The organism is Bradyrhizobium sp. USDA 4502, assembly GCF_054063355.1.
In genome coordinates this window covers 5,640,976-5,662,770 of record NZ_JBSSGF010000001.1, presented here as the reverse complement: position 1 = coordinate 5,662,770, position 21,795 = coordinate 5,640,976, and the positions used below count along the sequence as shown (strand labels likewise).

At 63.3% G+C, this 21,795-nt stretch carries 27 protein-coding genes, 1 tRNA gene and 1 pseudogene; 15 read left to right on the top strand and 14 right to left on the bottom strand.

Features of this window, described 5'->3' with window-relative positions; translation table 11 throughout:
• Positions 1-109: 109 nt before the first annotated feature.
• From ACVW1B_RS26435 to ACVW1B_RS26425, 3 genes are all read right to left on the bottom strand, one after another.
• Positions 110-457, bottom strand: coding sequence for an MmcQ/YjbR family DNA-binding protein (locus ACVW1B_RS26435; protein ID WP_456822466.1), 348 nt, complete (start codon positions 455-457; stop codon positions 110-112).
• A gap of 17 nt (positions 458-474) precedes the next feature.
• Complete coding sequence (locus ACVW1B_RS26430; RefSeq protein WP_456794127.1) at positions 475-1,530, bottom strand: alpha/beta fold hydrolase; 1,056 nt, start codon at positions 1,528-1,530, stop codon at positions 475-477.
• A 111-nt stretch (positions 1,531-1,641) separates the two neighbouring features.
• Entirely contained in the window at positions 1,642-2,043 is a 402-nt protein-coding gene (locus tag ACVW1B_RS26425) for a nuclear transport factor 2 family protein (protein ID WP_310880301.1), read from the bottom strand.
• A gap of 139 nt (positions 2,044-2,182) precedes the next feature.
• On the opposite strand from ACVW1B_RS26425, the gene ACVW1B_RS26420 reads away from it, so the two are divergent.
• A complete protein-coding gene (locus ACVW1B_RS26420; protein WP_310880300.1) occupies positions 2,183-2,872 on the top strand; it encodes an ArsR/SmtB family transcription factor in 690 nt (229 codons plus the stop codon).
• A 15-nt stretch (positions 2,873-2,887) separates the two neighbouring features.
• On the opposite strand, the gene ACVW1B_RS26415 is transcribed toward ACVW1B_RS26420, so the two are convergent.
• Complete coding sequence (locus tag ACVW1B_RS26415; protein ID WP_016840968.1) at positions 2,888-3,133, bottom strand: DUF2188 domain-containing protein; 246 nt, start codon at positions 3,131-3,133, stop codon at positions 2,888-2,890.
• Positions 3,134-3,252: 119 nt separating this feature from the next.
• Here ACVW1B_RS26415 and ACVW1B_RS26410 point away from each other — a divergent pair, with 119 nt between their 5' ends.
• Positions 3,253-3,519, top strand: a complete 267-nt coding sequence (locus ACVW1B_RS26410; protein WP_057019313.1) for a DUF2277 domain-containing protein — start codon at positions 3,253-3,255, stop codon at positions 3,517-3,519.
• 85 nt (positions 3,520-3,604) lie between these two features.
• The gene (locus ACVW1B_RS26405; protein ID WP_456822465.1) at positions 3,605-3,829 is read left to right on the top strand and encodes a hypothetical protein; all 225 of its coding nucleotides are present in this window, start codon (positions 3,605-3,607) and stop codon (positions 3,827-3,829) included.
• A gap of 56 nt (positions 3,830-3,885) precedes the next feature.
• Here ACVW1B_RS26405 and ACVW1B_RS26400 read toward each other — a convergent pair whose 3' ends face one another.
• Entirely contained in the window at positions 3,886-4,413 is a 528-nt protein-coding gene (locus ACVW1B_RS26400) for a collagen-like protein (protein ID WP_456822464.1), read from the bottom strand.
• A gap of 130 nt (positions 4,414-4,543) precedes the next feature.
• Here ACVW1B_RS26400 and ACVW1B_RS26395 point away from each other — a divergent pair, with 130 nt between their 5' ends.
• Positions 4,544-5,539: a hypothetical protein gene (locus tag ACVW1B_RS26395; protein WP_456822463.1), complete on the top strand. Its 996-nt coding sequence runs from the start codon at positions 4,544-4,546 to the stop codon at positions 5,537-5,539.
• A gap of 112 nt (positions 5,540-5,651) precedes the next feature.
• Here ACVW1B_RS26395 and ACVW1B_RS26390 read toward each other — a convergent pair whose 3' ends face one another.
• Together ACVW1B_RS26390 and ACVW1B_RS26385 are read right to left on the bottom strand one after the other, a co-directional pair.
• Positions 5,652-5,912, bottom strand: coding sequence for a helix-turn-helix domain-containing protein (locus tag ACVW1B_RS26390; protein ID WP_016840962.1), 261 nt, complete (start codon positions 5,910-5,912; stop codon positions 5,652-5,654).
• 169 nt (positions 5,913-6,081) lie between these two features.
• On the bottom strand, positions 6,082-6,849 hold the full coding sequence (locus ACVW1B_RS26385) for an SDR family NAD(P)-dependent oxidoreductase (RefSeq protein ID WP_253607166.1): 768 nt from the start codon (positions 6,847-6,849) through the stop codon (positions 6,082-6,084).
• Between the two features lie 127 nt (positions 6,850-6,976).
• Between ACVW1B_RS26385 and ACVW1B_RS26380 the strand changes: the two genes are divergently transcribed.
• Entirely contained in the window at positions 6,977-7,450 is a 474-nt protein-coding gene (locus ACVW1B_RS26380) for a hypothetical protein (RefSeq protein WP_253607167.1), read from the top strand.
• Between the two features lie 88 nt (positions 7,451-7,538).
• Here the strand turns inward: ACVW1B_RS26380 and ACVW1B_RS26375 are convergent, their stop codons facing one another.
• Positions 7,539-7,793, bottom strand: coding sequence for a hypothetical protein (locus ACVW1B_RS26375; RefSeq protein ID WP_225160034.1), 255 nt, complete (start codon positions 7,791-7,793; stop codon positions 7,539-7,541).
• Positions 7,794-8,066: 273 nt separating this feature from the next.
• Here ACVW1B_RS26375 and ACVW1B_RS26370 point away from each other — a divergent pair, with 273 nt between their 5' ends.
• Entirely contained in the window at positions 8,067-8,507 is a 441-nt protein-coding gene (locus ACVW1B_RS26370; RefSeq protein WP_253607168.1) for a hypothetical protein, read from the top strand.
• Positions 8,508-8,738: 231 nt separating this feature from the next.
• On the opposite strand, the gene ACVW1B_RS26365 is transcribed toward ACVW1B_RS26370, so the two are convergent.
• The 4 genes from ACVW1B_RS26365 to ACVW1B_RS26350 all read right to left on the bottom strand — a co-directional run bounded on the left by ACVW1B_RS26365 (position 8,739) and on the right by ACVW1B_RS26350 (position 12,325).
• Entirely contained in the window at positions 8,739-9,320 is a 582-nt protein-coding gene (locus ACVW1B_RS26365) for an NUDIX hydrolase (protein ID WP_310880298.1), read from the bottom strand.
• A gap of 19 nt (positions 9,321-9,339) precedes the next feature.
• A complete protein-coding gene (locus ACVW1B_RS26360) occupies positions 9,340-9,789 on the bottom strand; it encodes a GNAT family acetyltransferase (protein WP_456822462.1) in 450 nt (149 codons plus the stop codon).
• Positions 9,790-9,803: 14 nt separating this feature from the next.
• Positions 9,804-11,231, bottom strand: coding sequence for an FAD-binding oxidoreductase (locus ACVW1B_RS26355; protein ID WP_456779314.1), 1,428 nt, complete (start codon positions 11,229-11,231; stop codon positions 9,804-9,806).
• Between the two features lie 134 nt (positions 11,232-11,365).
• Positions 11,366-12,325: an L-threonylcarbamoyladenylate synthase gene (locus tag ACVW1B_RS26350; protein ID WP_456822461.1), complete on the bottom strand. Its 960-nt coding sequence runs from the start codon at positions 12,323-12,325 to the stop codon at positions 11,366-11,368.
• Positions 12,326-12,430: 105 nt separating this feature from the next.
• On the opposite strand from ACVW1B_RS26350, the gene ACVW1B_RS26345 reads away from it, so the two are divergent.
• Positions 12,431-12,507, top strand: a tRNA-Pro gene (locus ACVW1B_RS26345).
• A 138-nt stretch (positions 12,508-12,645) separates the two neighbouring features.
• On the opposite strand, the pseudogene ACVW1B_RS26340 reads toward ACVW1B_RS26345, so the two are convergent.
• A pseudogene (locus tag ACVW1B_RS26340) lies at positions 12,646-13,074 on the bottom strand (tyrosine-type recombinase/integrase); the annotation flags it as partial.
• 54 nt (positions 13,075-13,128) lie between these two features.
• Between ACVW1B_RS26340 and ACVW1B_RS26335 the strand changes: the two are divergent.
• Entirely contained in the window at positions 13,129-13,551 is a 423-nt protein-coding gene (locus ACVW1B_RS26335) for a hypothetical protein (protein WP_456822460.1), read from the top strand.
• A 1,024-nt stretch (positions 13,552-14,575) separates the two neighbouring features.
• Here ACVW1B_RS26335 and ACVW1B_RS26330 read toward each other — a convergent pair.
• The gene (locus ACVW1B_RS26330; protein WP_456822459.1) at positions 14,576-14,851 is read right to left on the bottom strand and encodes a hypothetical protein; all 276 of its coding nucleotides are present in this window, start codon (positions 14,849-14,851) and stop codon (positions 14,576-14,578) included.
• Positions 14,852-15,125: 274 nt separating this feature from the next.
• Here ACVW1B_RS26330 and purB point away from each other — a divergent pair, with 274 nt between their 5' ends.
• The 7 genes from purB (at position 15,126) to ACVW1B_RS26295 (ending at position 21,795) form a co-directional block, all read left to right on the top strand.
• Positions 15,126-16,328, top strand: coding sequence for an adenylosuccinate lyase (gene purB, locus ACVW1B_RS26325; RefSeq protein WP_456822458.1), 1,203 nt, complete (start codon positions 15,126-15,128; stop codon positions 16,326-16,328).
• Positions 16,285-17,228, top strand: a protein-coding gene (locus ACVW1B_RS26320; RefSeq protein ID WP_141343507.1) for an IS630 family transposase whose coding sequence is annotated in 2 segments (ribosomal slippage) — positions 16,285-16,623 and positions 16,626-17,228 — 942 coding nt in all. Because the reading frame shifts where the segments join, the coding sequence is not laid out codon by codon here. Before purB ends, ACVW1B_RS26320 begins: the two co-directional genes overlap by 44 nt.
• Positions 17,229-17,256: 28 nt before the next feature.
• Positions 17,257-17,574 (top strand): hypothetical protein, encoded by a 318-nt coding sequence (locus tag ACVW1B_RS26315; RefSeq protein ID WP_456822457.1) that lies wholly within the window; start codon positions 17,257-17,259, stop codon positions 17,572-17,574.
• Between the two features lie 631 nt (positions 17,575-18,205).
• Positions 18,206-18,490, top strand: coding sequence for a hypothetical protein (locus ACVW1B_RS26310; RefSeq protein WP_456822456.1), 285 nt, complete (start codon positions 18,206-18,208; stop codon positions 18,488-18,490).
• 265 nt (positions 18,491-18,755) lie between these two features.
• Positions 18,756-18,938: a hypothetical protein gene (locus tag ACVW1B_RS26305; protein ID WP_456822455.1), complete on the top strand. Its 183-nt coding sequence runs from the start codon at positions 18,756-18,758 to the stop codon at positions 18,936-18,938.
• Between the two features lie 569 nt (positions 18,939-19,507).
• Positions 19,508-21,109, top strand: a complete 1,602-nt coding sequence (locus tag ACVW1B_RS26300) for an adenylosuccinate synthetase (protein ID WP_456822454.1) — start codon at positions 19,508-19,510, stop codon at positions 21,107-21,109.
• The gene (locus tag ACVW1B_RS26295; protein ID WP_456822453.1) at positions 21,106-21,795 is read left to right on the top strand and encodes a DUF7002 family protein; all 690 of its coding nucleotides are present in this window, start codon (positions 21,106-21,108) and stop codon (positions 21,793-21,795) included. Before ACVW1B_RS26300 ends, ACVW1B_RS26295 begins: the two co-directional genes overlap by 4 nt.

Here is a 21,795-nt window from a genome sequence, read left to right as displayed (position 1 = left end):
CACGCGAATCCGGTGTTTGCGCGATTAGGCACGAACCGCGCGCGGGATGCATGCTCAAAGAATCAGCGAATCCGCGTGTCTTGCTTGATGCAGTGCGGGATGGTTGCGCTCAGGTTGGTTGCTTCGTGCGCGCCTTCTTCGCGGCTTTCACCGCGATATTGTCCCGCGCCATTTCGAGCACGCTGCGCAGCGTGATCTGATCCGCTTTCGCGAGGCGGACATTGGTGCTGCCGCTCTTGCCCCAGCCGCCCGGCACCGGCCGGAAGATCTCCGGCTCGGCCTCGACCAGCATCGCCTGCTGCTCAGGTGTCAGCTTCACCATGCCCCAATCCTGCTCGGGATAGCCGAGGGTTGCGAAGATGCGCTTGCCGACGCGGAAATCGGTTGTGCCGTGATGCGCGCCTTCAACGACCTCGGGCAGGCTCAGCGCAATGCGGCGGAAGCGATCAGCGGACATTGCCATGACCTCGATCGCTACATCGTCGGCGCCGTCTGCAACAGTCCCTGCAATTGCCTGGCATAGAACTTCGCATCGCCGGTGGTGAGATGGCCGCGTGTCTCGCTGCTTGCCGGGATCAGATCAATCCTGCCGTTCTTGATCCGCTTCACTGCAGCTTCAGTGACGCCGGTCTCCGGCGGGTTGCGTTCATCGTCGGCGGCATTGATGGCACACAGGGTGGCCTCGATCTTCTCCATTCCGGCGGAAGGATCGTAGTCGTGCGAGGCCTCCCATTGATAGATGTAGTCGTTGGCATCTGATGTGACCGGCAGCGCCAGCTGGTCGTCGACCAGCTTGTCGGCCTGCGCCGCGGTCGGCGCCAGCGTCTGGTAATTGAGCGTGCCGCCGGCACTGGCGAAGCGATAGGCGGCGACGGCGTATTTCATCATCCGCGGCTGGCTGGTGTAGTTGCCGCCATTGTAGTCGGGATCGTTGCGGATCGTGTCCAGCATCGTCCGACGCAGCATCCAGTTGCGTGCCGCCATAGCGGTCGGCTGCGAGGCCATCGGCACCAGCACGTCCATCATCCGCGGATAGCGCACGCCCCAGATCCAGGTGTGCATGCCGCCCATCGAGTTACCGATCACGAGCCGCAGATGCCTGATGCCGAGCCCTTCGGTGACCAGCCTATACTGCGCGTCGACCATGTCGTTGTAGTCGTATTTCGGAAAGCTCGTCCGCATCGCGTCCGACGGCTTCGACGATTTGCCGTGCCCGATGCCGTCAGGGATGATGATGTAGTATTTCGCCGCGTCAAGCGGCTGGCCGGGGCCGAACAACTGGCCGGCAAAGCTCGGCGTCAGCATGCTGGCGGCCGAGCCGCCGGAGCCGTGCAGCACCAGCACCGGCTGTCCGGTCGGTGCGCCGACCGTGGTGTAGTGCAGCCGCAATTCCGGCATCACCTCGCCGCTGTGAAACTTGAAGTCCTTTGCGGTCCACTCGCCGTCCTGCGGCGTGGGGTAATCTGCAGCCATGGTCGGTACCGATATCGAGACGAGAGCGGCCACAAGCGCCGCGCACCAACGGATCATCATGCTTCTTCCCACGCGCGGCGCGTTTGTCCAGCCGCTTCGGTGCAAGCCTAGCATGGAGGAAGGAGATGTCCGAGAGTACGTCGGCACGGCTGGCGAAGAAGTGTTCGGCTAACTCTGCTTCAGCACGTTCAGCGCATACCATCCCCAATAGACGCGGTGACGCTGGATCAGGCCGTCATCGATCTCCATGACCTCGACCAGATCCATCTGATCGCCGTCCGGAGACTGCCGTGGATACTCCCAGGTGAGAAGGCGGCCGTCGCTGAAGAAGCCCTGCTTGAAGCGCCGCCGTTGCGGCGGGTTGGTGCGGAACACGCGCGTGATGAACTCGCACAGCGCGTCGCGGCCGCGGACGATCCCGTCTTTGGTCTGCATCAAATGCTGGACCAGCGGGCTCTCGATCGAGGCGTCGGCTGCGTAGAGCGCGAGCGCCGCCTCGAGGTCCTTGTTGCCGAGCGCTTCATCCCAGAGCCTGTAGATGCGTTCCGCGTCGTTGCTGCCGGCTGTCATGATCGTTCCCTTGTGTTTGATCGACTGCCGCCCATTTGAACGGAACAGGCCCCCGCGACGTTTCAGGAAAATCTGAAATGAGCTGCGCGGCACGGCGCATGCGGGTAGGACGCTTCGGCGCGATCTGGAGGACAATGCGGTGGGATCATCCCAGGCCTTGCAGACAGGATTTTCGCGGATCGCCGAGGCCTTGGGCGATCCGGTCCGCGAGGCCATGGTCAGTGCGCTGGCCGACGGCAAGGCGCTGCCGGCGGGCGAGCTTGCTGCGGTCGCCGGCATTTCGCCGCAAGGCGCCAGCGCGCATTTGCAGAAGCTGGTCGACGCCCGCGTGCTGTCGGTGTGGGCACAGGGCAGGTTCAGATATTACCGGATCAGGGACGACGACGTCGCGGCGCTGATCGAGAACCTCGTCGATCTTGCGGCCAAGGCCACCGTCGGGCGGCGGCGTGCGATGCCGGCCGAGCAGCTCAGGCGATCGCGGACCTGCTACCACCACCTTGCGGGTCAGCTCGGCGTGCTGTTGTCGAATGCGCTGATCCGCCGCCGCCTCGTCGTGATCGACGGCCGCGATGGTCGCGTGACCGAGCAGGGGTTGGCCTGGTGCCGGGCCGAGGCAATCGATTTCGATTCGGCGCGGCAGCCGCATCTGCGGCTCTGCAACGACTGGACCGAGCGCGTGCCGCATCTCGCCGGTCCGTTTGCCAATGCCGTGCTGGCGCGGCTGGTCGAGATGCGCGGCGTTGCGCCGCATCGGATTCCGCGCGCATTGCGGATCACCGATCGGGGGCGGGCGTTCTTCGACCGGCTTGGCGTCCAGGTTCCGTTCTGAAGGCGACGAGGTGAACTAGCGGCCGTCCTCGACCTCGGTCTCCGGGCGGTCGTTACCGGATGCGGTTTCGGTCAACCACTTGCCGTCCGACGTCTCGTACTGGATCGCCTCGGTGCGGCCGGGGACGCGCTGCTCGTTGGCGGCGCGTCGGGCAGCGGCGAGTGCCGCGGCATGGGTAGGAAATGGTTCCGAGAACACCCCGTTGACGGTATAGGCCCAGCCGCCGTCGTGCTGGACGACCTTGTAGATCACGTGGCTCATCCGGAACCTCGCTCCACCGTGGACGATGACACTGCCAGAATAGACCACGATGTCGTATTTTGCAGCAGCCGATCGTCCTTGAGAGAGCCGCCCCGTTGCCGCGGGCGAGGGAGACCGACATGTGCCGCAATATCAAGACGCTGTTCAACTTCGAGCCGCCCGCCACCGAAGACGAGATCCACGCCTCGGCGCTGCAGTTCGTGCGCAAACTGTCCGGCTTCAACAAGCCGTCGCAGTCCAATGAGGCCGCCTTCAACCTGGCCGTGACCGAGGTCTCGAATGCCGCGCGCAGGCTCCTGATCTCGTTGCAGACCACGGCACCGGCGCGCGATCGCGAGGTGGAGGCGGAGAAGGCGAGGGAGCGTTCGCGCCTGCGATTTGGCTGAGGGCGGGGCGCACCGTGATGCAGGTCACGGTACGGCGCCACGCGTCCGGGCATCGGTGCAGTTCACCCGATCCCGGAGCAACGCCATGAAGCCTGCCCTGCTCACGTCCTGTTCGATTGCGTTTGCCGCGCTCTGGACCTGCGGCATGCTGTGGTCGAGCGGGACGGTCGACCTTGCCAACGTCATCATCCTGTCGGCCTGCGGGGCGTTCGCGGGCGTTGCCTGGTACTACGCGATGCGCTGGGTCTTCCAGCTCATGCACCTCGCTCGACCCTCCGATCCTCCGGCCAATCCCGGCGCGGAGCCGTAGGCATCGGGCGCGGCACGGACAGAGCTGGCCGTGTCGCCGCGCGAGGACAGGAAGGATTACTTCTTGTCCTTCTTGCGGTGCTTCTTCCTTTTCTTGTGATCGTCGTCCTCGTCGTCATCTTCCGCGAAGTCGATGGCGTCGACGTCAAGCGCGATCGCCTCCGCTGCCGCGCGCTCGGCGGCATCGCGCTCGGCGAACTCGGCGGCTTCACGCTCCTTGGTGCGCTTGTAGTCTTCCCAGGCGTCGAAGATCATGTGCAGCCACGGCATCACCTGTTCGATCGACGGCAATTGTCCGGGCGGGCCGGCTTCACCGCGCGGGCCGGCCGGTCCCTGCGGTCCCTGTGGGCCAGCTTCGCCGCGCGGACCCTGCACGCCCGCCTTGCCTTGCGCTCCCGGCTTGCCCTGGGGCCCCGCCTTCCCGACCAGTCCGGGCTTGCCTTGCGGGCCCGGCTTGCCGCGCGCACCTTCCGGCCCCGGCCGCCCCGGATGTCCTTGCGGACCGGGCCGACCCGGCTCGCCCTGACGGCCCTGCGGCCCCTGCGCCCCTCGTGACCCCTGGCGGGAGATTGTCTCGTCAGCCACTGATATGCTCCGTCGCGATTTCAAGCCGCTTGTAACAGAGGTTGGATGACGGCTTCAATTGTGCCGGGCGCGGCTGATGCAAGCGATCAACAGTCATAATTCGATGCGAAGATTGTGACGGGAGGACGCGTTGCGGATTCTGAACGACAGGCGCGGGGCAGTTGCGGGTGACGCAACAGGGCCGCCGACGTTCGACATCGTGGTGACGCGGCACGATCTGCGCGATGAAGTGGCGTTTCGCAACACCGGCGTCCTCGATCTGTATGCCGAGCTGTTTCCTCCGAACGAGCGCGACGCCCCCGACGACATTGTGCGCTGGGTGCTGTCAGATGATGTCGGCGAGCGACGAGAGTTCAGCGTCGGTGATCAGCAGCTGTCATATTGCCTCGACTCGCGCTGCTTCATCCTGCGCGCGGAAGGGCGCGCGATCGGCCTCGGCTTCTTCACCTACGATCACGCAAGCGAGCTGATCTACTGCAACTATGTCGGCGTCGCGAAGGCGTGGCGCGGCGGCGGCCTGGCGGGCCGGTTCTATCGCGAGATGATCGAGATGCTCGACGCCTTGTTTCCGCGCAATATCGGCGTGGTGCTCGAGGTCGAGCCGTATGATCGCGATCGCTTGGCGGCGATCATCGGCGATCTCGAACGGACCGGCGTGAGGCGGCTCGCAGCGGATCAACAGACCGAGATTCGCAGATTGCTGCGCGTCAACTGGTACGACAAGCTTGGCTATTGCTTCTTCTGCGACGCGCGCGGCATGCAGCCGCTTGAGTGTCGCTCGCCATGCCTCGATCCATCGCTATTGCCATCCGCTTGGGTCGGCGCGGAGGAAAATTATTGGTTGGCCTGGCAGTCGCGGACCGGCGCGCCCTCGGCGGAGGGCGAGCGCGCGGGTGAGCTCTGGCAAAGAGCCGTCGCTGCGATCTATGTCGAGATCCTCGCAAAATCGCTGGTCGACGACGATCCGAAGGGGCGACGCGACTATTGGGACTATGCGACGGCGCTGGTCGCGCAGACGCTGCAACAGGCCGCGACGGTCGAGGTGCGTCTCGCTCGCTGCCTCGATGCCGACGGCAGCGAGCTATTGTCGCGCTGGCGGCGGCTTTCGATCGACCTGCCGATCTAGCGTCGACGTGCCGCAAAGCGTGATGAGATCCGGTTGAATCGTCATCACGCTTAGCTCGTTGTCCAAGCACGATCTTCCCGGAAAGCCGCTTCGCGCGCTCCCGGATCTTGCTCTAGGCTGCGGCGTGCTCGCTCAGCGGCACGTCGATGCCGTCGGCCGAATATTCGCGGATCTTGTTCCGCAATGTCCGAACCGACAGCCCGAGCACGCGCGCGGCGCGGGTGCGGTTGCCGTCGCAGCGCGCAAGCGTTTGCAGCACGAGCTCGCGCTCGACTTCATCGACGGTCGCGCCGATCAGCAGTGGGACGATTTCATTTGGAGCCAGCGACGGCAGCAGAGCTTCCGGCGACGGTACGGTGGACGCGTAAGACATGAACTCCTCCCGATCAACGCCCGCTTCGTCGGTGAAGCGAAGACATCGAGAACCAACTACCCCGTAGATCCACGGTGTGCCGGTTTGGTTAACAAGCCCTTAACGCGCCCCTAACTCCCTGCTCTGTAAGCAAAATACCCAGAAATCGCCACGATTGCGGTTCCATCCGTCACAATGTGCGGTAGCCGCCATCGACCATCACGATCGATCCCGAGACATAGGCCGACAGGTCCGAGGCGAGGAAGATGGCGGGGCCGACGATGTCCTCCGGCTTGCCGGCGCGGCCGAGCGGGGTGTGGTCCATGAAGACCTTGACGAGGTCGGGATTGGTGGCGCGCACCTTCTCGTTCAAAGGCGTCTCGATGAAGCCCGGCCCGATTGCATTGACGCGCACACCATCCTTGCCGAGTTCGGCGGCCAACGCCTTGGTGAAGCCGAGCACGCCGTGCTTGGAGGCGGTATAGGCCGGCGAACTCGGCGTGCGCAGATGCACGAAGGACTGGATCGAGCCGATGTTGACGATGCGCCCCTTGTTCTTGCGCAGCGGCGCGAGGAACGAATGCGTCACGTTGAACACGCCGGTGAGATTGATTGAGATGATGTCTTCCCAATCCTTGATCACTTCCTCGTCGGTGCCGAGCATGCCGTTGCGGCGCGCGATGCCGGCATTGTTGACCAGGATCGAAACCGGCCCGACCTTGTCGGCCACCTGCTTTGCCATCGCGACGCAGGCGTCGCGATTGGTCACGTCGAGCGCAAAGCTCTCCGCCTTGCCGCCGGCATTGCGGATCTCCCTGGCCGCTTCCGCCGCCGCATCGCCGTTCATGTCGAGCAGCACCACGCGCGCGCCCTCGCGGCCGTAGCCCAGTGCGATGGCGCGCCCGATGCCCGAGCCCGCACCGGTGATGACGGCGATGTGATTGTCGAGAAGGGCCATGGCGTTTCCTCGTTCTGATTTGTGAGCGTTGTCGACAACACTATTCAAAACTGCGCCAACCGAAACGCCAAGCCGCGTTTGCGCGTTGCTGTTATCCGGATTCGGATGACAGTTACGGACCGCGGACATGGACCCGCATATCAGACACTGGAAAGTTGCGATCGAGCGCTTTTGCGCGGCGCCGGATCCCGACTACCGCGAGATGGCCAAAATGGTCGCGGAGATCGCCGCGACCGACATCGACGAGACGCTGCGGCATGCGGCCGCACAGGTGCTGCCGATCCTGCGCCAGGCGGCGATGAAATCGGCCGACCGCCGCACCAAAGCGATGGCGCTGCGCCGTCTCGGCATCGTCAACGACGCACTGCACATGCTGTCGGCGCCGCGGTTCGGCCGGCGCGGCTTGGCGCCGAAGGCGCTGACGCAGGAGGAGCAGTACCGGCAATTGCTCGGCCTGCCGTTCGGCCGCCGGCTCGCAGCGACCGAAGTCCAGCAGGCTTTCAAGCGCGCCGCCAAGACGGTGCATCCCGACGGCGGCGGCAACGGCGCGGCATTCCTCGAACTCGCCGCCGCGCGCGACGCCCTGATCAAGCATCACTGACGCTGGATCGCGTCATATCTGACAGCACAAGGACGGACGCCGCGCTGTTGCCGCGTGTCCGCCCTGTGCGTGATCGAATGGCGTTCGCTCAGAACGCGCAGGTGCCGTTGTTCAGGAGGCCGGTCTTGTAGCTGAACGCGGCGTCGAAGGTCGGCAGCTCCTCGCTGACGATGGAGAAGTTCGCCGGCCACGGCGTGGTCGGGATGCTCTGGTCCCAGATCTGGCAGAAGCCGGTGTCCTGCCAGCGGATCAGATGATAGGGCGTGGCGCTGGCCGGGCTTGCCGCGGCAAGCACGGACACGGTGGCGGCAATGGCGGCACAGGCAATCGCAAGACGACGCATGGGAAATCTCCGGTTTGAAAAATGAATGCTCCGCGGGGCAATCCTGGAGCTCAGGGGCCGATCGCCCCGGACATGCAGTGAGTATTGCAACCCCGGGAACAGGTTCAACACCGGTGGTGCGAAAGCACCCGTCAACAAATCGGCCATCGCTGTGCCAAATTGCGCCTGTTTACGCGCTTGCTACAGTCGGAGCACCGCGATTCGCAGCCGTGTCACGACGCGAGCAAATCGACGAGAGCAAATCGACGTGAGTAAATCCTGGGGAGACCGCACATGAAACCTTCATCCACCCTGCGTGCTGCGCTTGTCGCGCTGCTGGCGTTCATTGGCCTTGCGTTCTCTTCCGCGGCCCGCGCCGACAGCGGCTTCGTGACGCTCACGATCTACAAGGCCGGATGGATCATCGGTGGCTCCGGCGGCAGCGGCGTGTTGACCTTCCGCGGCCGCTCCTACCGGCTCTCCACCGGCGGCCTCGACTACGGACTGGTGTTCGGCGGCTCCAAGACCGTGCTACGCGGCCGGGTCAGCAACATCAACCGTCCGTCCGACGTTGCCGGCGTCTACGGTGCGGCCGGCGCGGGGCTTGCCGTCGGACGCGGCGCGCGTGCGATCGTGCTGACCAATCAGAAGGGCGCGGTGTTGGAGTTGACCGGCCACCAGGTCGGCCTGATGGCCAACGCCGATCTGAGCGGGCTTGCGATCACGATGCGGTAGAGCATTTCGTTCGGTTTATCCCCGTCATCCTGAGGAGCGCGTCTTCGCGCGTCTCGAAGGATGCACGGCCCGGCTGGTGGCCGATTCATCCTTCGAGGCTCGCCGAAGTGGCTCGCACCTCCAGCGACAATGGCATAGCCATTGCGCAGGGATGACGGGGACAGCTAGTCTAAAGCGTTGAGTGCGCGAAGCCGCAAGGCCGTGCCGGCACCGGCCGGGGCGAAGCCGCGTTCACCTGAACAGATGCAGCGCGGCGTATTGCAGCAGCATGATGGTCTTGGCGTCGACGATGCGGCCATCGCTGATCATGGCGAGCGCGTCGTCGATCGCAAGCTCGAGCACCTCGATGTCCTCGCCCTCGTCGGCGAGCCCGCCGCCGTCACCGATGCGCATCGCGGCATCGTATTCGGCGACGAAGCAATGCAGCTTCTCGGTCACGGCGCCCGGAGACGTGAAAGCCTCGAACACCTTGCGCACATGCACGAGCCGGTAGCCGATCTCTTCCTCCGCTTCGGCGCGGATGCGTGCTTCCGGCTCGGCATCGTCGAGCATGCCGGCGGCAACCTCGATCAGCAGATCGTCATAACCGTTGGCGAAAGCGGGGAAGCGTAACTGGCGCACCAGCACGACGCAGCGGGTCGTCAGATTGTAGGGCAACAGCGCCGCGCCGTTGCCGCGATCGTAGACCTCGCGCACCTGGGTCTGCCATTCGCCGTTGGCGCGCCGGTAGTCGAACGTCGCGCTCTTCAGCTCGTAGCGGCGCTTCGAAAGCAGCTCGACGTGCTTGACGCGAACGCGGTCGGCGATGCTCATGCGTCGGTCCTCAGCCCTCTCACGGCGTCGCTTCGCGCCCGTCGAGCCATTTGGCCAGCATCACCGAGGTCGACTCGTCATAGCCGAGCGATTGGTAGAACGCGCCGGCCTTGGCGTTCTCCCGCCGCACCAGCAGTTGCAGCTTCGGCACGCCGGCGGCGCGCAGCCAGTCCTCGGCCGCCGCCATGATGGTGCGGCCAAACCCCTTGCCCTGGCGGTTGGGATCGACCGCGACGTAATAGACCCAGCCGCGATGACCGTCGTGGCCGACCATCGCGGTCGCCACGATCGCATTGGCGTCGCGGCCGACCAGCACGGCTGAATTCGGTCCGCGCCGCGCCAGCGCGATGTCGGCAGCAGGATCGTTCCATGGCCGCGTCAGGCCGCAGGCCTGCCACAGCGCGACGACATCGGCGATGTCGTTATCGGTGATCTCTGCAATGGCGAGGGAGGCAGAGGAGGAGGGCATCGTCGCCTGCGCGGTCACAGCACCTTGCCCGGGTTCATGATGCCGAGCGGATCGAGCATCGCCTTGACCTGCCGCATCAGCTCGATCGCGACCTTATCCTTGACGTCAGGCAATTCGTCGCGCTTGAGCACGCCGATGCCGTGCTCGGCCGAGATCGAGCCGCCCATCCGCAGCACGATCTCGAACACGACGGCATTCACGTCGTGCCAGCGCGCCAGGAAGTCGGCCGCATTGGCGCCGACCGGCTGGCTGACATTGTAGTGGATGTTGCCGTCGCCGAGATGGCCGAACGGCACCGGCCGCGAACCGGGGATCAGCTTCACCACGGCAGCATTGGCTTCCTCGATGAAGGCGGGCACGGCTGCGACGGGCACCGAGATGTCGTGCTTGATCGAGCCGCCTTCCGGCTTTTGCGCCGCCGACATCTCGTCGCGCAGCTTCCAGAACGCCTGGCGCTGGCTCAGATTGGCGGCGATGACAGCGTCATCGACGATGCCGTCCTCCATGCCCTGGGCCAGGATAGCCTCCAGCGTGTCGCGTGCATCGTCGCGCGACGACGACAATTCCATCAGCACGTACCAGGGGTGCTTGCTCTCAAGCGGATCGCGGATATCGATGCCGTGGCGGATCGAGAAGTCGACCGCGACGTCGGCGAGCAGCTCGAAGCTCGTCAGCGCTCCGGCCGCTTGATCGCGCGAGATCGACAGCAGCTTGAGTGCGGCCGCCGGCGAAGCCAAGCCGACATAGGCGGTCTCGACCGCACGCGGCCGCGGAAACAGCTTGAGCGTCGCCGCGGTGATGATGCCGAGCGTGCCTTCGGCGCCGATGAAGAGATTGCGCAAATCGTAGCCGGTGTTGTCCTTTTTCAGCTTCGACAGCGCGTTCAGCACCCGGCCGTCAGCCAGCACGACTTCGACCCCGAGCGCCATTTCGCGCGCCACGCCATAGGCAAGGGCTCCGGTGCCGCCGGCATTGGTCGAGAGGTTGCCGCCGATCGTGCAGCTGCCTTCTGCGCCGAGCGACAGCGGAAACAGCCGGTCGACCTCGGCTGCCTTTTGCTGCGCGATCTGCAGCACCACGCCGGCCTCGCAGGTCATGGTGTTGGATTCGACATCGATATCGCGGATCTTGTCGAGACGCCGGAGCGAGACCACGACCTCGCCATTGTGCGGCGTCTGGCCGCCGACCAGGCCGGTATTGCCGCCCTGCGGCACCAGCGCGATCCTGTGCTCGGTCGCAAGCTTGCAGATCGCAGCGACCTCGGCGGTCGAGCCGGGGCGCAGCACCAGCGGCGAGCGGCCGTGGAACAGGTCACGCTCCTCGGTGACGTAAGGCTTGATGTCGGCGGCGTCGGTCACCGCATATTTCGCGCCGACGATGGCGCGGAATTTCTCCAGCAATTCGGGCGGAAGCGGCGGCACCGCTGATTGGACGATGTTCATTTTTTCTTGGTCTTTCACTCAGTCGGGGATCTTTGCCTAAGCATGCCCTTCGCGCAAACGCTTCGCGTTTGTCGCGAGGGAAAACCGGTTCCCGGTTGGCGCCAACGCGGCCGTTCCGGTCCGGGTCATGCTTGTTACCGCCCAACGGCTGCGCGGCGCAGCCGGTCATTGATGGCTTCGCCCAATCCCTCCTCGGGAATCGGCGTCACCGCGATCGCATCCGCGTTCCTCTTGTCGAGGGTGCGAAGGTAGCCGAACAGATTGGCGGCGGCCTCGGCAAGATCGCCGCGCTCGGACAGGTTCATCTCCACGGAGGCGCATTCGCGCCGCGCGACCTTGGCCGGCCCGAACGACAGCAGGGCTTCGCCGACATGGACGTCGCTGGCGTTGAGCCGGACCGGTGTCCGCGGCGCGTAGTGCGAGGCGAGCATGCCGGGGGCAACCGGCTGGGCGTCGCTTTCCGCGTCTTGCGGCGGCGACTGCAAGGGATGGCCAAGCACGCGCTCGATCTCGGCGCGCGTCAGCCCGCCCGGCCGCAGCAGCACCGGATCGGAGAAGCAGCCGACGATGGTGGATTCGACGCCGACCTCGACCGGCCCGCCGTCGACGATCAGGTCGATGCGGCCCGCCAGATCGCCGTTCACATGCTCGGCGGTGGTCGGCGAGACGTGGCCGGAGAGATTGGCCGACGGCGCTACCACGGCACCGCCGAAAGCCTTGATGATGTCGCGCGCCACCTTGTGGGCCGGGATGCGTATGGCGACCGTGTCGAGCCCGGCGGTCGCGAGTTCCGCAACCGGACAGGACAGCGCCTTCGGCAGCACCAGGGTCAGCGGACCCGGCCAGAACGCGTCCGCCAATCGCAGGGCCTGCCCATTGAACAGGGCAATCCGGCGGGCGGCGCCCAGATCGGCGACATGGGCAATCAGGGGATTGAAGGCCGGCCGGCCCTTGGCCTCGTAAAGCCGGGCGATCGCTGAGGCGTTGCCAGCATCGGCGCCGAGGCCATAAACCGTCTCGGTCGGAAACGCCACCAGGCCGCCCTCGGCCAGGACCCCGGCGGCGGTCGCCGTGGCGGCGGCGCCTGCGGACAAAACGTGCGTTTTCAGACCTGTATCCACTGTGACTAGATTCCTCAATTGGGTGGCTCGTGGTCCCTTGCGGTCCCCGAAACCCGACGCTATAAGCCGGCCCTCAGTCGGAGTGTGGCTCAGCCCGGTAGAGCACTGCGTTCGGGACGCAGGGGTCGCAGGTTCGAATCCTGCCACTCCGACCAGATTTCCTTAGGTTTTTTCTTCTCATCGGTGGCTGTTCCCGAGTCAACCACCGATTTGACCACCGAAACATACCGCGCTTTTTGGCCAATGGCTGCCGCCGCCCCGTGCAAATAATCGGGATGGTGATGGCCATAGGTTTCCTGCAGCACCTCCGCCGACATGCCGAGGAACCCGGCCGCCTCCCAAATCGGCACGCCGCGCTGCATCAACCAGGTCGCTGCCGTGTGGCGCAACGTGTGCGGAGTGACCTTCCCGGGTAGCCTGGCCAGATCCACGGCAGATTTGAAGCCTTTCTTGACGGAAGCGACCGGCTTGCCATTGAACTCGACGAAGCAGGTGCTGATCAGCTTCCGGTCTTGCCAACGACGCAAATGAGCCAATAGCCGGGGTGGGAGCGGAGCTGGCGTCTGACGCTTCTTGGTGGCTCGCTTCCCGATCGGCCTTCGGTAGAAGATACCACGCTCGAGATCGACGTACGAGTGCCCAAGCTCGGGGTATGGCGATGCCGCCGCGATCGCGCCTGCCCGCGTGCCGGTGTAGAGGCCGATCAGGATAAATCTGGCCACGTGTCGCAGCGGTCGGCGGTCTGTCCATACCGGGTCGCCCTTTGAGCTGCCTGCGTGGATGGTCTGTTTCTCGCGATAGCGCCAACATTGCCAAATCAGGGCCGCCGCCTCGCTGCGTGTCAGCCAACGATCGCGCGCCTCACCTTTTGCCGGGAGGGACACGCGAACCGTGCCCCGGTGAAAGCCCTCTTTTGCATGATGGTTGATCGCAGCACGAAAAGTCTCAAGGTCACGACGCGCGCCGCCCCGGCTGCCGCGATGTTTGACGTAACCGGCACAGGTTTGCGCGTTGACTGCCGCCAGCCTCTTGCCACCCCAGAAATCGTTGAGCCGGTCGATCCTCGCTTCGATCTCAAACTGATCACCGGGTTCGCCGATATCGGTCAGATAGATCGACAGCACGTCGGCACAGTCGATGTCGTCGATATCCCGCCGACTGCGCTCCGGTTGGTATTTCTGCGCGATGTAGTTTGCTAGCGCTTGCTCTGCTTCTCGAGGCGGCTTTGTTTCAGACGGGCCCGCAAGGCAGCCTGTGGCGATATGGCGCTCGCCGTCTTTGATGATCCAGACAGCTTGGGCGACGAGCTTTCCGCCGCGATATCGTGCCTTTCGCTTATAGAGACGGGCTCCCTTACTTTGACGCGGCACAGTTCCCTCATCTTCTCGATGTTTTCGAGCGTAGTATAATCTCTGCCGGCAATTCTTTCTATTTCGAGTCGGCCGCGCCGTGCTTCTCGTCGCAGGCCAGAAGCAGTCATCGATCCGTCTGGAAAAGCCAACGATGCGGCAGCAGACAGACGGATAGGCATATCACGCGAAATCAGACCTGGGGAGAGATGCGCTCTGGCCATGCCAAGACCAAGTCATCTAGATCCGAGTGGCATGCAGATGTCGATGGTCCAAGTCCACGCGAACCTTCCGATGGTCTGAGGCGAGCCAATTTTTCTGGTGACGTTACGACCTCAAAATTCGAGCAGTCGAAGCTTCGCGCGGCATGGCAAAATTAACTCGAGAAGTATATCGACCTTTGCAAGAATCGCTTCGTCATCGCTCCATTGACCGAGGTTCGGGCTCTTCCTTACGCGATCAATGCCTCGCGTCGAGTGTCATAATCTCGTCCATTGCGGGCTGCTATTAGTATAGGCGAAGGCTTCTACCGTGAAAGCGGAGCGTGCTCGCCCGTGGGACAATCGGCGGCTTCCGCGTGCAAATCGGAACACTGAGACGAGTTTTGGAAATGGTCCAAATCGAGAATGCCCTCATCGCAATTACCTCGTAGCCCTTGGCCTGTGTGTGCATCGCCACATGCAAGCCTGATGCGGTCCCGACGTTCATGTCGACCGCGCGGGAGAACGTCGCTAACCAATCGGGACAATAGTCCGCGCGCCGGTACCGTCAGCCATCCTTGCGGGTGACCTTGGTGCTTCTGGTCGCTCAGGGGCTTGGATATGTCGGCGTTGAGCTTTTCGACACTCTCCCCGAGCTTTATCAGATCCGACGCTCATTTCATGGCTTCGGAAGCGATCGCGCCGGCGTCGGCCGCGCCGGCCAAATCAACCGCAGGGCCGACGACGTCGGCCGTCTTGAGCAAGCGAGCGCCGAGTTTTGGTACGACTTCTTGAACTTGTCCTAGCAATGGTCCAAGACCTGCGTAGAGCTCCCTGAAGAACGCAAGCGCGAGCTCCTCTTCGCCTCTGAACCACCAGCAAGCGAAATCGATGATGGATATCTCCTGGCCTTCGACTGCATCGTTGAGGTGGTGACGGACCAGATTCATCGTGCTGATGAGCCCGCCCGGTTTGACCTTTGAGAGGGAGTGACGGTGAGGGGGAGCGACGTGGCACGCACACCTTGAAGGTGCCTTCCAGCGTGATCGGCCGGGCCTGACGCCACCTGCAAGCCGACATCCCGGATTTTGCTCCCGAGAGGCCGCTTAGAATTACGTTTAGACCTCGGCAGTGTATGATTCAGGGCGCAGGCCAGCCCGTTCCGGAGGCCCGTGCAGGAGATCTGCCCTACGTGTTGACCAACCATCCTTGTCTGGAGTTTTCGTGACCTCCTTGCCCCCTCAGCCGCTCAGCCCGCTAGACGGCCGCTATCGCCCGGCCGTCTCCTCGCTCTCGGACCATCTCTCGGAGGCCGGCCTCAACCGGGCTCGGGTCGAGGTCGAGGTGGAGTGGCTCCTAGCTCTCACGGACTGCTCTCTGTTCGGCTCCTCACCGGTGAGTGCGGCAGACAAGACAAAGCTGCGCGCCCTTTACACCGACTTCGGGCAGGCCGAGATCGACTGGCTCGCCGAGCGCGAGGCGATCACACGGCACGACATTAAAGCGGTCGAATACCTCGTCCGCGACCGGCTCGTGCGCTTAGGCCTTGGCGCGGTCGCCGAGCTGACGCACTTCGCCTGCACCGGCGAGGACATCAACTCCGCAGCCTATGCCCTCACTGTCAAGCGGGCGGTGACATGCGTTTGGCTGCCTAAGCTCCACGCCGTAATCGACACGCTGGCAGCACTGGCAGTATCGCACCGAGATGTGGCCATGCTCGCTCGGACGCACGGACAGCCCGCGACGCCGACCACGATGGGCAAGGAGATCGGGGTGTTCGCGTGGCGGCTGCGGCGCGTCGCCCGGCAGATCGAGGCGTCGGAGTATCTCGCGAAGTTTTCCGGTGCCACCGGCACGTGGTCGGCACACCTCGCCGCCGAGCCCGACGTGGACTGGCTAACCCTCTCCCGCGAGTTCATCGGATCGCTCGACCTTGGCTTTAACCCTTTCACGACGCAGATCGAATCGCACGACTGGCAGGTGGAACTGTACGACCGCGTCAGGCACGCCGGCGGCGTTTTGCACAACCTCGCTACCGACGTGTGGACTTACATCTCCCTGGGCTACTTCGCGCAGATCCCAGTCGCCGAGGCGGCCGGATCATCCACGATGCCGCACAAGATCAATCCGATCCGGTTCGAGAACGCTGAGGCGAACCTTGAGATTTCGGGCGGCCTGTTCAGCACGCTCGCGCAGACACTGGTCACATCTCGCCTGCAACGCGATCTCACCGACTCAACCACGCAGCGCAATATTGGGGTCGCCTTCGGGCACTCGCTGCTAGAGCGGTTTCCAGTTGAGGTGAATCGGAACAGTCAAAGGGGATTCCCACGGGCACGCAAATCAGATTCGGTGTTGCCCGCGACAACATGCGGGGCATGCGATGGCGAAGGGATACTCCAAGGACCTCAGGGTGCGTGCGGTTGAGCTTGTTGAGTCCGGCGAAAGCGCACGTGAGGCTGCGCGCATTCTCAATCTCGGCGCTTCGACTACGATCCGATGGATGGATCGTTGGAGGAAGACCGGAAACGTTGAGGCCAAGCCCGGCACCGGGCACAGCCGCTCGCCGTTGGAGCAGCACAAGCAGTGGCTGATCGAGCTGATCGCCGCGGAGCCGGACCTGACGCTCGAGGAGATCCGCGCGCGTCTGCGCTCTCAGAGAAAGCAAAAGGCCGGCATCGGTTCGATCTGGCGTTTCTTCGACCGTCACAGCATCACCTTCAAAAAAAAACACTGCACGCCGCCGAGCAGGATCGACCTGACGTCGCTGCCGAGCGTGCCGCGCTGAAAGCCGAGCAGCCCAAGCTGCGTGCACCGCGCCTCATCTTTATCGACGAGACTGCGGTCACGACGAAGATGGTCCGGCACTATGGGCGCTCTCCTCGCGGTGAGCGCCTCGTCTCTGGCGTGCCCCATGGTCACTGGAAGACGCTGACGCTTGTCGCCGCGCTGCGCATCGATGGCCTCACGGCGCCCTATGTCATCGACGGTGCAATGGATGGGCCCTCGTTCCTGGCTTATGTCGAGCAAGTCCTGGCGCCGACCTTGCGCAAGGGCGACATCGTCTTCATGGACAACTTGCGCACTCACAAGATCGCCGGTGTCCGCGAGGCGATCGAGGCTGTCGGCGCCCGCGTGCGTTATCTGCCGGCCTACTCGCCCGACCTCAATCCAATCGAACAGGCCTTCTCCCGGTTGAAAGCTGCGCTGCGCAAAGGCGCCACCCGCACGGTCCAAGCCCTGCTCAAACTCATCGGCAAACTCGTCAAGTCGTTTGCGCCGCAGATGTGTGCCAACTACTTTAGGCATGCTGGATACACCAGATGATCCACATCATGTGGAAAATGCTCTAGCCTTGGATAATCTGCAGCGCGGTCTCGGAGAGATCTGTCTCGCGGAAGACGTGCTTCGTGCCGATCTCGAGGCGAATTGGGAGGTGCTCGCGGAGGCGATTCAGACGGTCGTACGCGCTGAAATCGTCGCTGGTCGTTCGCACATCACTGAACCCTACGCCCTGCTGAAGGAGCTCACCCGCGGCCGCCGCGTCGGTGCGGCGGAGTTAGCTGAGTTCGTGCGTGGCCTCGATATCGGGGATGCGGCGAAAGAGCGCCTCCTGAGACTCACGCCCGCGACGTACACCGGACTAGCTTCCGCCGCCGTCGACGAGCTCTGACGTACCGGGTTCTGCGGCTCGTCGAGGACGCTCCCGCGGGAGGGCAAGCGGGCGAGTTTCAAGGTCCTCGATGGGTCGTAGCACCGGTTGCGTCCGCGCTGCACAGCAGGCCCTGTTCGCTGCAATCGCGTCAGTAGCGCCAGAGGTGTGAGGCCGATAAGCACGACAGGCTCGCGGCGTAGGGGCCTTTGCACAATGCGGAAGGGTGAAACTGGAATCCATCCGGCGAATCGAAATCGTGGCCCGTGCTTCTGGGCGTGTCGAGGAATTTTTGGGGACGCAAAGGATTCGTCTTTGCGAAAGTTGGACTTCTCATCTGGCCTTAATGAACAAAGGCTGTGGTTCGTCCACAGCGAAAACAACCTCGTCGTCGATGTTCTGGACACTCAGAATTCCATGACCGTCCGGAACTGGTTTGATTTGCTTGGCATCGCGAACTTATTCAGGCATCGGCGTGGCTCCTGGGGCCCGACGCCTCAGGCTCGACGTCAAATCGTAGAAGAATTCGGTCGTTTCTCGAAAGAACGGACGACGCGAGCGGCCTAGCCTACCACTACGCGTCTTGTCCTGGATGCGTCCGGCTGCCGGCTCACGACCCGCTAGCCTCGCGCCCCACATGGAGGAATGCACCATGACGGCCGGCTCACTCGCGCAGATCACCACTGTTGCCAGCTTTCCCAAGCACACGATGCTGGAGAATCTAGCGGTGCGCGCTGATGGATCCATCCTGGCTGTCGCGTCGCCGCAAAGGCAAGTCTGGTACGTGCCGGTTTCCGCAAAAGGCGTGCCGGTCGAACCGACCCTGCATACCCTCGACGAAGGGCAACTAGCCCAGTGCTTCGTCGAAGCGTCGCCCGATATCTTTTACGTGGCCACTTATGGTCATGCCACCTTGCATCGCTTTCCGAAAAGCTGATGGAGCGGCCACGGTGACCAAATCGAGCCAACCAGGGCGGAAGACTGCCACTTCTCGACCCGGCGACGTTGACCGGCGCTCAGCGAGAGCTGTTCGAGTCGCTGATGGGGACATGGGGCGCCTACGCCAAAAAAATTGGGCGTTCAGGCAACGACCGAAGACGGCCGATTGATCGGTCCGTTCAACATCTTTCTTCTTCACCCCGAGGTGGCTACGAAATTGGGGGAGTTCCAGGCAGCCGAGTCGAGCAACATTGCCTCCGCGCGTGAGAGAGGTCGTAATCATCGCGGTGGGGGCGCTCTGGAGTGCAGAATATGAGCTCTACGCGCAGAACTCGTTGGCATGCCAGGCCGGACTGTCCGACCAAGCCGTCGCCGCGCTTGCCGTAGGCGGCATTCCGGACGACCTGAGCGATGATGAAAAGATCGCGGTCTATCTCGTGCGCTAACTGTCGGTCCTTCGTCCTGTCGACGAGGAGTTATATTGTCTGCGAGAAAGCCTTCGGCAAAACAGGTTTGTTCGACATCATCGCAGTAATGGGTGTTTACAATGCCGCGTGCTCGGCGCTCGCCCTGTTCGAGGTGCGGGCGCCTCCGACCGCGGCCAGTCGACCGATAAACCGGACAACGGCCTGGTGAACTGCGATCCAGGCCACATCCGCGCCCCCGTCCGTCCGCCCGTCTCCTCTGAGCAGTCATCGTTATTCAAGTGCATCGCGCATCTGCTCGATCTCGGGACGAGGGCGGCCAAGATCGATCAAGGGTACACCGGCCGCGAGGAGTGACCGGCTGGCATCGGGACAAAATGCGATCAAAACCTCTGGATGCTAGTTCTAGCTTCTCCACTGCTCGTGGTCACTAATTGTAGATCCCTCCGAAATATCAATGCCCAGGCGGGTGAGTAGATCTTGGAAGACAAGCCGGGAATGCTTAGGTTTTTATGCATTGCCCGCCGAGTGATCAACTTGAAGATGTGGCCATGATTTGCCCCGTCCGGTGAGACGGGGGAGGAGGTTATTTGAGGTACATTGTTGCGATATCCGGGCCGGTGGCCGTCGGTAAATCGGCTCTGGCCAACGAGTTCATTAGCCGATTTGGGGCTCACAAGATCTCGACGCGGACGCTGCTGATCGATGCGGGCGCCAAGGACAATCGCGCCGACCTCATCGACACCGGCAAGAGACTGGACGTCCAGACCGACGGTGCGTGGGTCCGTGACGGTGTCCAGAAGCAGCTCCAGAAGCATCCCGACGAGGACATCGTCTTGTTGGATTCCGTGCGGACGGCGCGGCAGATCGAGCACATGCGCGACGCTTTCGGCGAGAAGTTCATCCACATTCACGTGACGGCGCCGTACGACGTCGTCAAGGAGCGATACGAGTCGCGCGGCTCCGTCACCGACACCGGTATGCAATACGAGGCTGTCAGGGCCGACACGACGGAGGGCGGCGTCTGGTCTCTCGACCGCATCGCCGATCGCGTGGTGGAAAACTGGCGATGCGAGCCGCCGTCGTTGCTGGCAAAGGCGGTCGCGGGATTGGGTCTGTTTCCCTTGGCGCCGACGCCGTTGGTCGACGTGATCATCAGCGGACAATATGGCAGCGAGGGCAAAGGCCACATCTGCGCCCATCTGGCCGGCGATTACGGCGTTCTCGTGCGCGTCGGCGGACCCAACGCAGGCCACAACGTGGCCTTCCCGAAGTACAACTACAGGCAACTTCCGTCCGGCACCCAGTCCAACAAGGCGGCGAAGATCCTGATCGCGGCGGGTTCGACGATCTCGCCCGAGCGCATGCTCCAGGAGATCGCCGTTTGCGGGCTCACGCCGGATCGCTTGGTCATCGACGAACAGGCGATGGTAATCGAGGACTGGGACAGGTCGTTCGAAAGCAAGGATGGCGGGCTCGGTACGATCGGCTCGACGAAACAGGGGGCCGGTTCGGCGTTGGCGCGCAAGATCCTGAATCGTGGCGAGCAGCCTTTGTTGGGAGATCCCGTCCGACTTGCCAAGGATCATCCTGATCTGCTGCCGTTCGTGAAATCCGTGCAGAACGAGCTGGAGGACGCATACAGTGCCGGAACGCGTGTCATGATCGAAGGCACGCAGGGCACGGGCTTGAGTTTGCATCATGGGATCTATCCGAACGTGACGGCGCGGGAGACGACGGCCTCCGGCTGTCTGGCCGATGCGGGCGTGGCGCCTGCGCGGGTGCGGAAGGTCGTCATGGTCGTTCGGCGATATCCCATCCGCGTCGGTGGTAAATCGGGTCCCATGGGAATCGAGATCGACTTCGAGACGATTTCCGAACGGTCCGGCCTAACGGTGGAGGAGATCAGGAAAATCGAGGTCGGCTCCGTTTCGGGCAACCAGCGAAGGGTCGCTGAGTTCGATTGGGAGCAGTTGCGCCGATCCGCCGCGATCAACGGCGCCACCGACATCGCGCTTTCGTTTTCCGACTACATCAGTATCGAGAATCGCAAGGCTCAACGATTCGAGCAGCTCACCGATGAGACGCGCGCGTTCATCGCGGAAATGGAGAGGGTCGCGAACGCCCCGGTGTCGCTGATCTCGACCCGGTTCGAGAGGTTCGGCGTGATCGACCGGAGGAATTGGCGTTGAAGGAGGAAGATCTGCTGCGGAATTACCCTCGGCTTTGGCATATGGCCGAGGACGGCAGTTGGGAATCGATCAAGAAGCACGGACTTTTGTCGACGACGTCGCTGCTCGATCTCTATAAATACAAGGGGAAGCCCAGGCACGAGCTCGAATCCGCCAGGCGGCCGGACTCGGTCCTCATCGCGGCCGACGGCCTGCCTCATGCGGTCGTGCGCGACCAGAAGCCGATGACCGCTTCTGCGCTCGAGAAGTGTCTGACCGATGGCACCACGCCGGAGCAGTGGTTCGAGACACTCAACGCGCGCGTCTTTTTTTGGCTCTCACAGGTGCGGCTGAGAGGGCTACTCAATGCGAGAGCTTACAGAGGCAGGCCACAGACCGTCTTGACGCTCGACACCGCAAGCCTGGTCGACGCCAACCGGGATCGCGTCAGATTGAGCCCGATCAACAGCGGCGCTACGATCTACAATCCAGCCCCACGGGGGCTAGATACGTTTCTTCCCATCAAGGAATATCCGTTCGAGAAATGGCGGAAGAAGCGACCGCTGCGGAACTCGGTCGTCGAACTCACTGTCCTCGACGGAGTTTCCGACATCACCGATCATGCCATCGCCGTTCATTCAGTCCACGACGGCAAGCTGACCGAACTTTGGCGCCGACGAGGTTCGGATCGCAACGACGGTCCCTGA

Excerpts from the sequence above, each read along its gene's own strand:
- ACVW1B_RS26405 (WP_456822465.1), top strand. The coding sequence starts at position 3,605 with ATGAAGCCTGCCCTGCTCACGTCCTGTTCGATTGCGTTTGCCGCGCTC.
- ACVW1B_RS26370 (WP_253607168.1), top strand. The coding sequence starts at position 8,067 with ATGAAACCTTCATCCACCCTGCGTGCTGCGCTTGTCGCGCTGCTGGCG.
- ACVW1B_RS26385 (WP_253607166.1), bottom strand. The coding sequence starts at position 6,849 with ATGGCCCTTCTCGACAATCACATCGCCGTCATCACCGGTGCGGGCTCG.
- ACVW1B_RS26310 (WP_456822456.1), top strand. The coding sequence starts at position 18,206 with ATGACGGCCGGCTCACTCGCGCAGATCACCACTGTTGCCAGCTTTCCC.
- ACVW1B_RS26430 (WP_456794127.1), bottom strand. The coding sequence starts at position 1,530 with ATGATCCGTTGGTGCGCGGCGCTTGTGGCCGCTCTCGTCTCGATATCG.
- ACVW1B_RS26365 (WP_310880298.1), bottom strand. The coding sequence starts at position 9,320 with ATGAGCATCGCCGACCGCGTTCGCGTCAAGCACGTCGAGCTGCTTTCG.
- ACVW1B_RS26435 (WP_456822466.1), bottom strand. The coding sequence starts at position 457 with ATGTCCGCTGATCGCTTCCGCCGCATTGCGCTGAGCCTGCCCGAGGTC.
- ACVW1B_RS26380 (WP_253607167.1), top strand. The coding sequence starts at position 6,977 with ATGGACCCGCATATCAGACACTGGAAAGTTGCGATCGAGCGCTTTTGC.
- ACVW1B_RS26390 (WP_016840962.1), bottom strand. The coding sequence starts at position 5,912 with ATGTCTTACGCGTCCACCGTACCGTCGCCGGAAGCTCTGCTGCCGTCG.
- ACVW1B_RS26410 (WP_057019313.1), top strand. The coding sequence starts at position 3,253 with ATGTGCCGCAATATCAAGACGCTGTTCAACTTCGAGCCGCCCGCCACC.
- ACVW1B_RS26425 (WP_310880301.1), bottom strand. The coding sequence starts at position 2,043 with ATGACAGCCGGCAGCAACGACGCGGAACGCATCTACAGGCTCTGGGAT.
- ACVW1B_RS26355 (WP_456779314.1), bottom strand. The coding sequence starts at position 11,231 with ATGAACATCGTCCAATCAGCGGTGCCGCCGCTTCCGCCCGAATTGCTG.
- ACVW1B_RS26415 (WP_016840968.1), bottom strand. The coding sequence starts at position 3,133 with ATGAGCCACGTGATCTACAAGGTCGTCCAGCACGACGGCGGCTGGGCC.
- ACVW1B_RS26330 (WP_456822459.1), bottom strand. The coding sequence starts at position 14,851 with ATGAATCTGGTCCGTCACCACCTCAACGATGCAGTCGAAGGCCAGGAG.
- ACVW1B_RS26360 (WP_456822462.1), bottom strand. The coding sequence starts at position 9,789 with ATGCCCTCCTCCTCTGCCTCCCTCGCCATTGCAGAGATCACCGATAAC.
- ACVW1B_RS26375 (WP_225160034.1), bottom strand. The coding sequence starts at position 7,793 with ATGCGTCGTCTTGCGATTGCCTGTGCCGCCATTGCCGCCACCGTGTCC.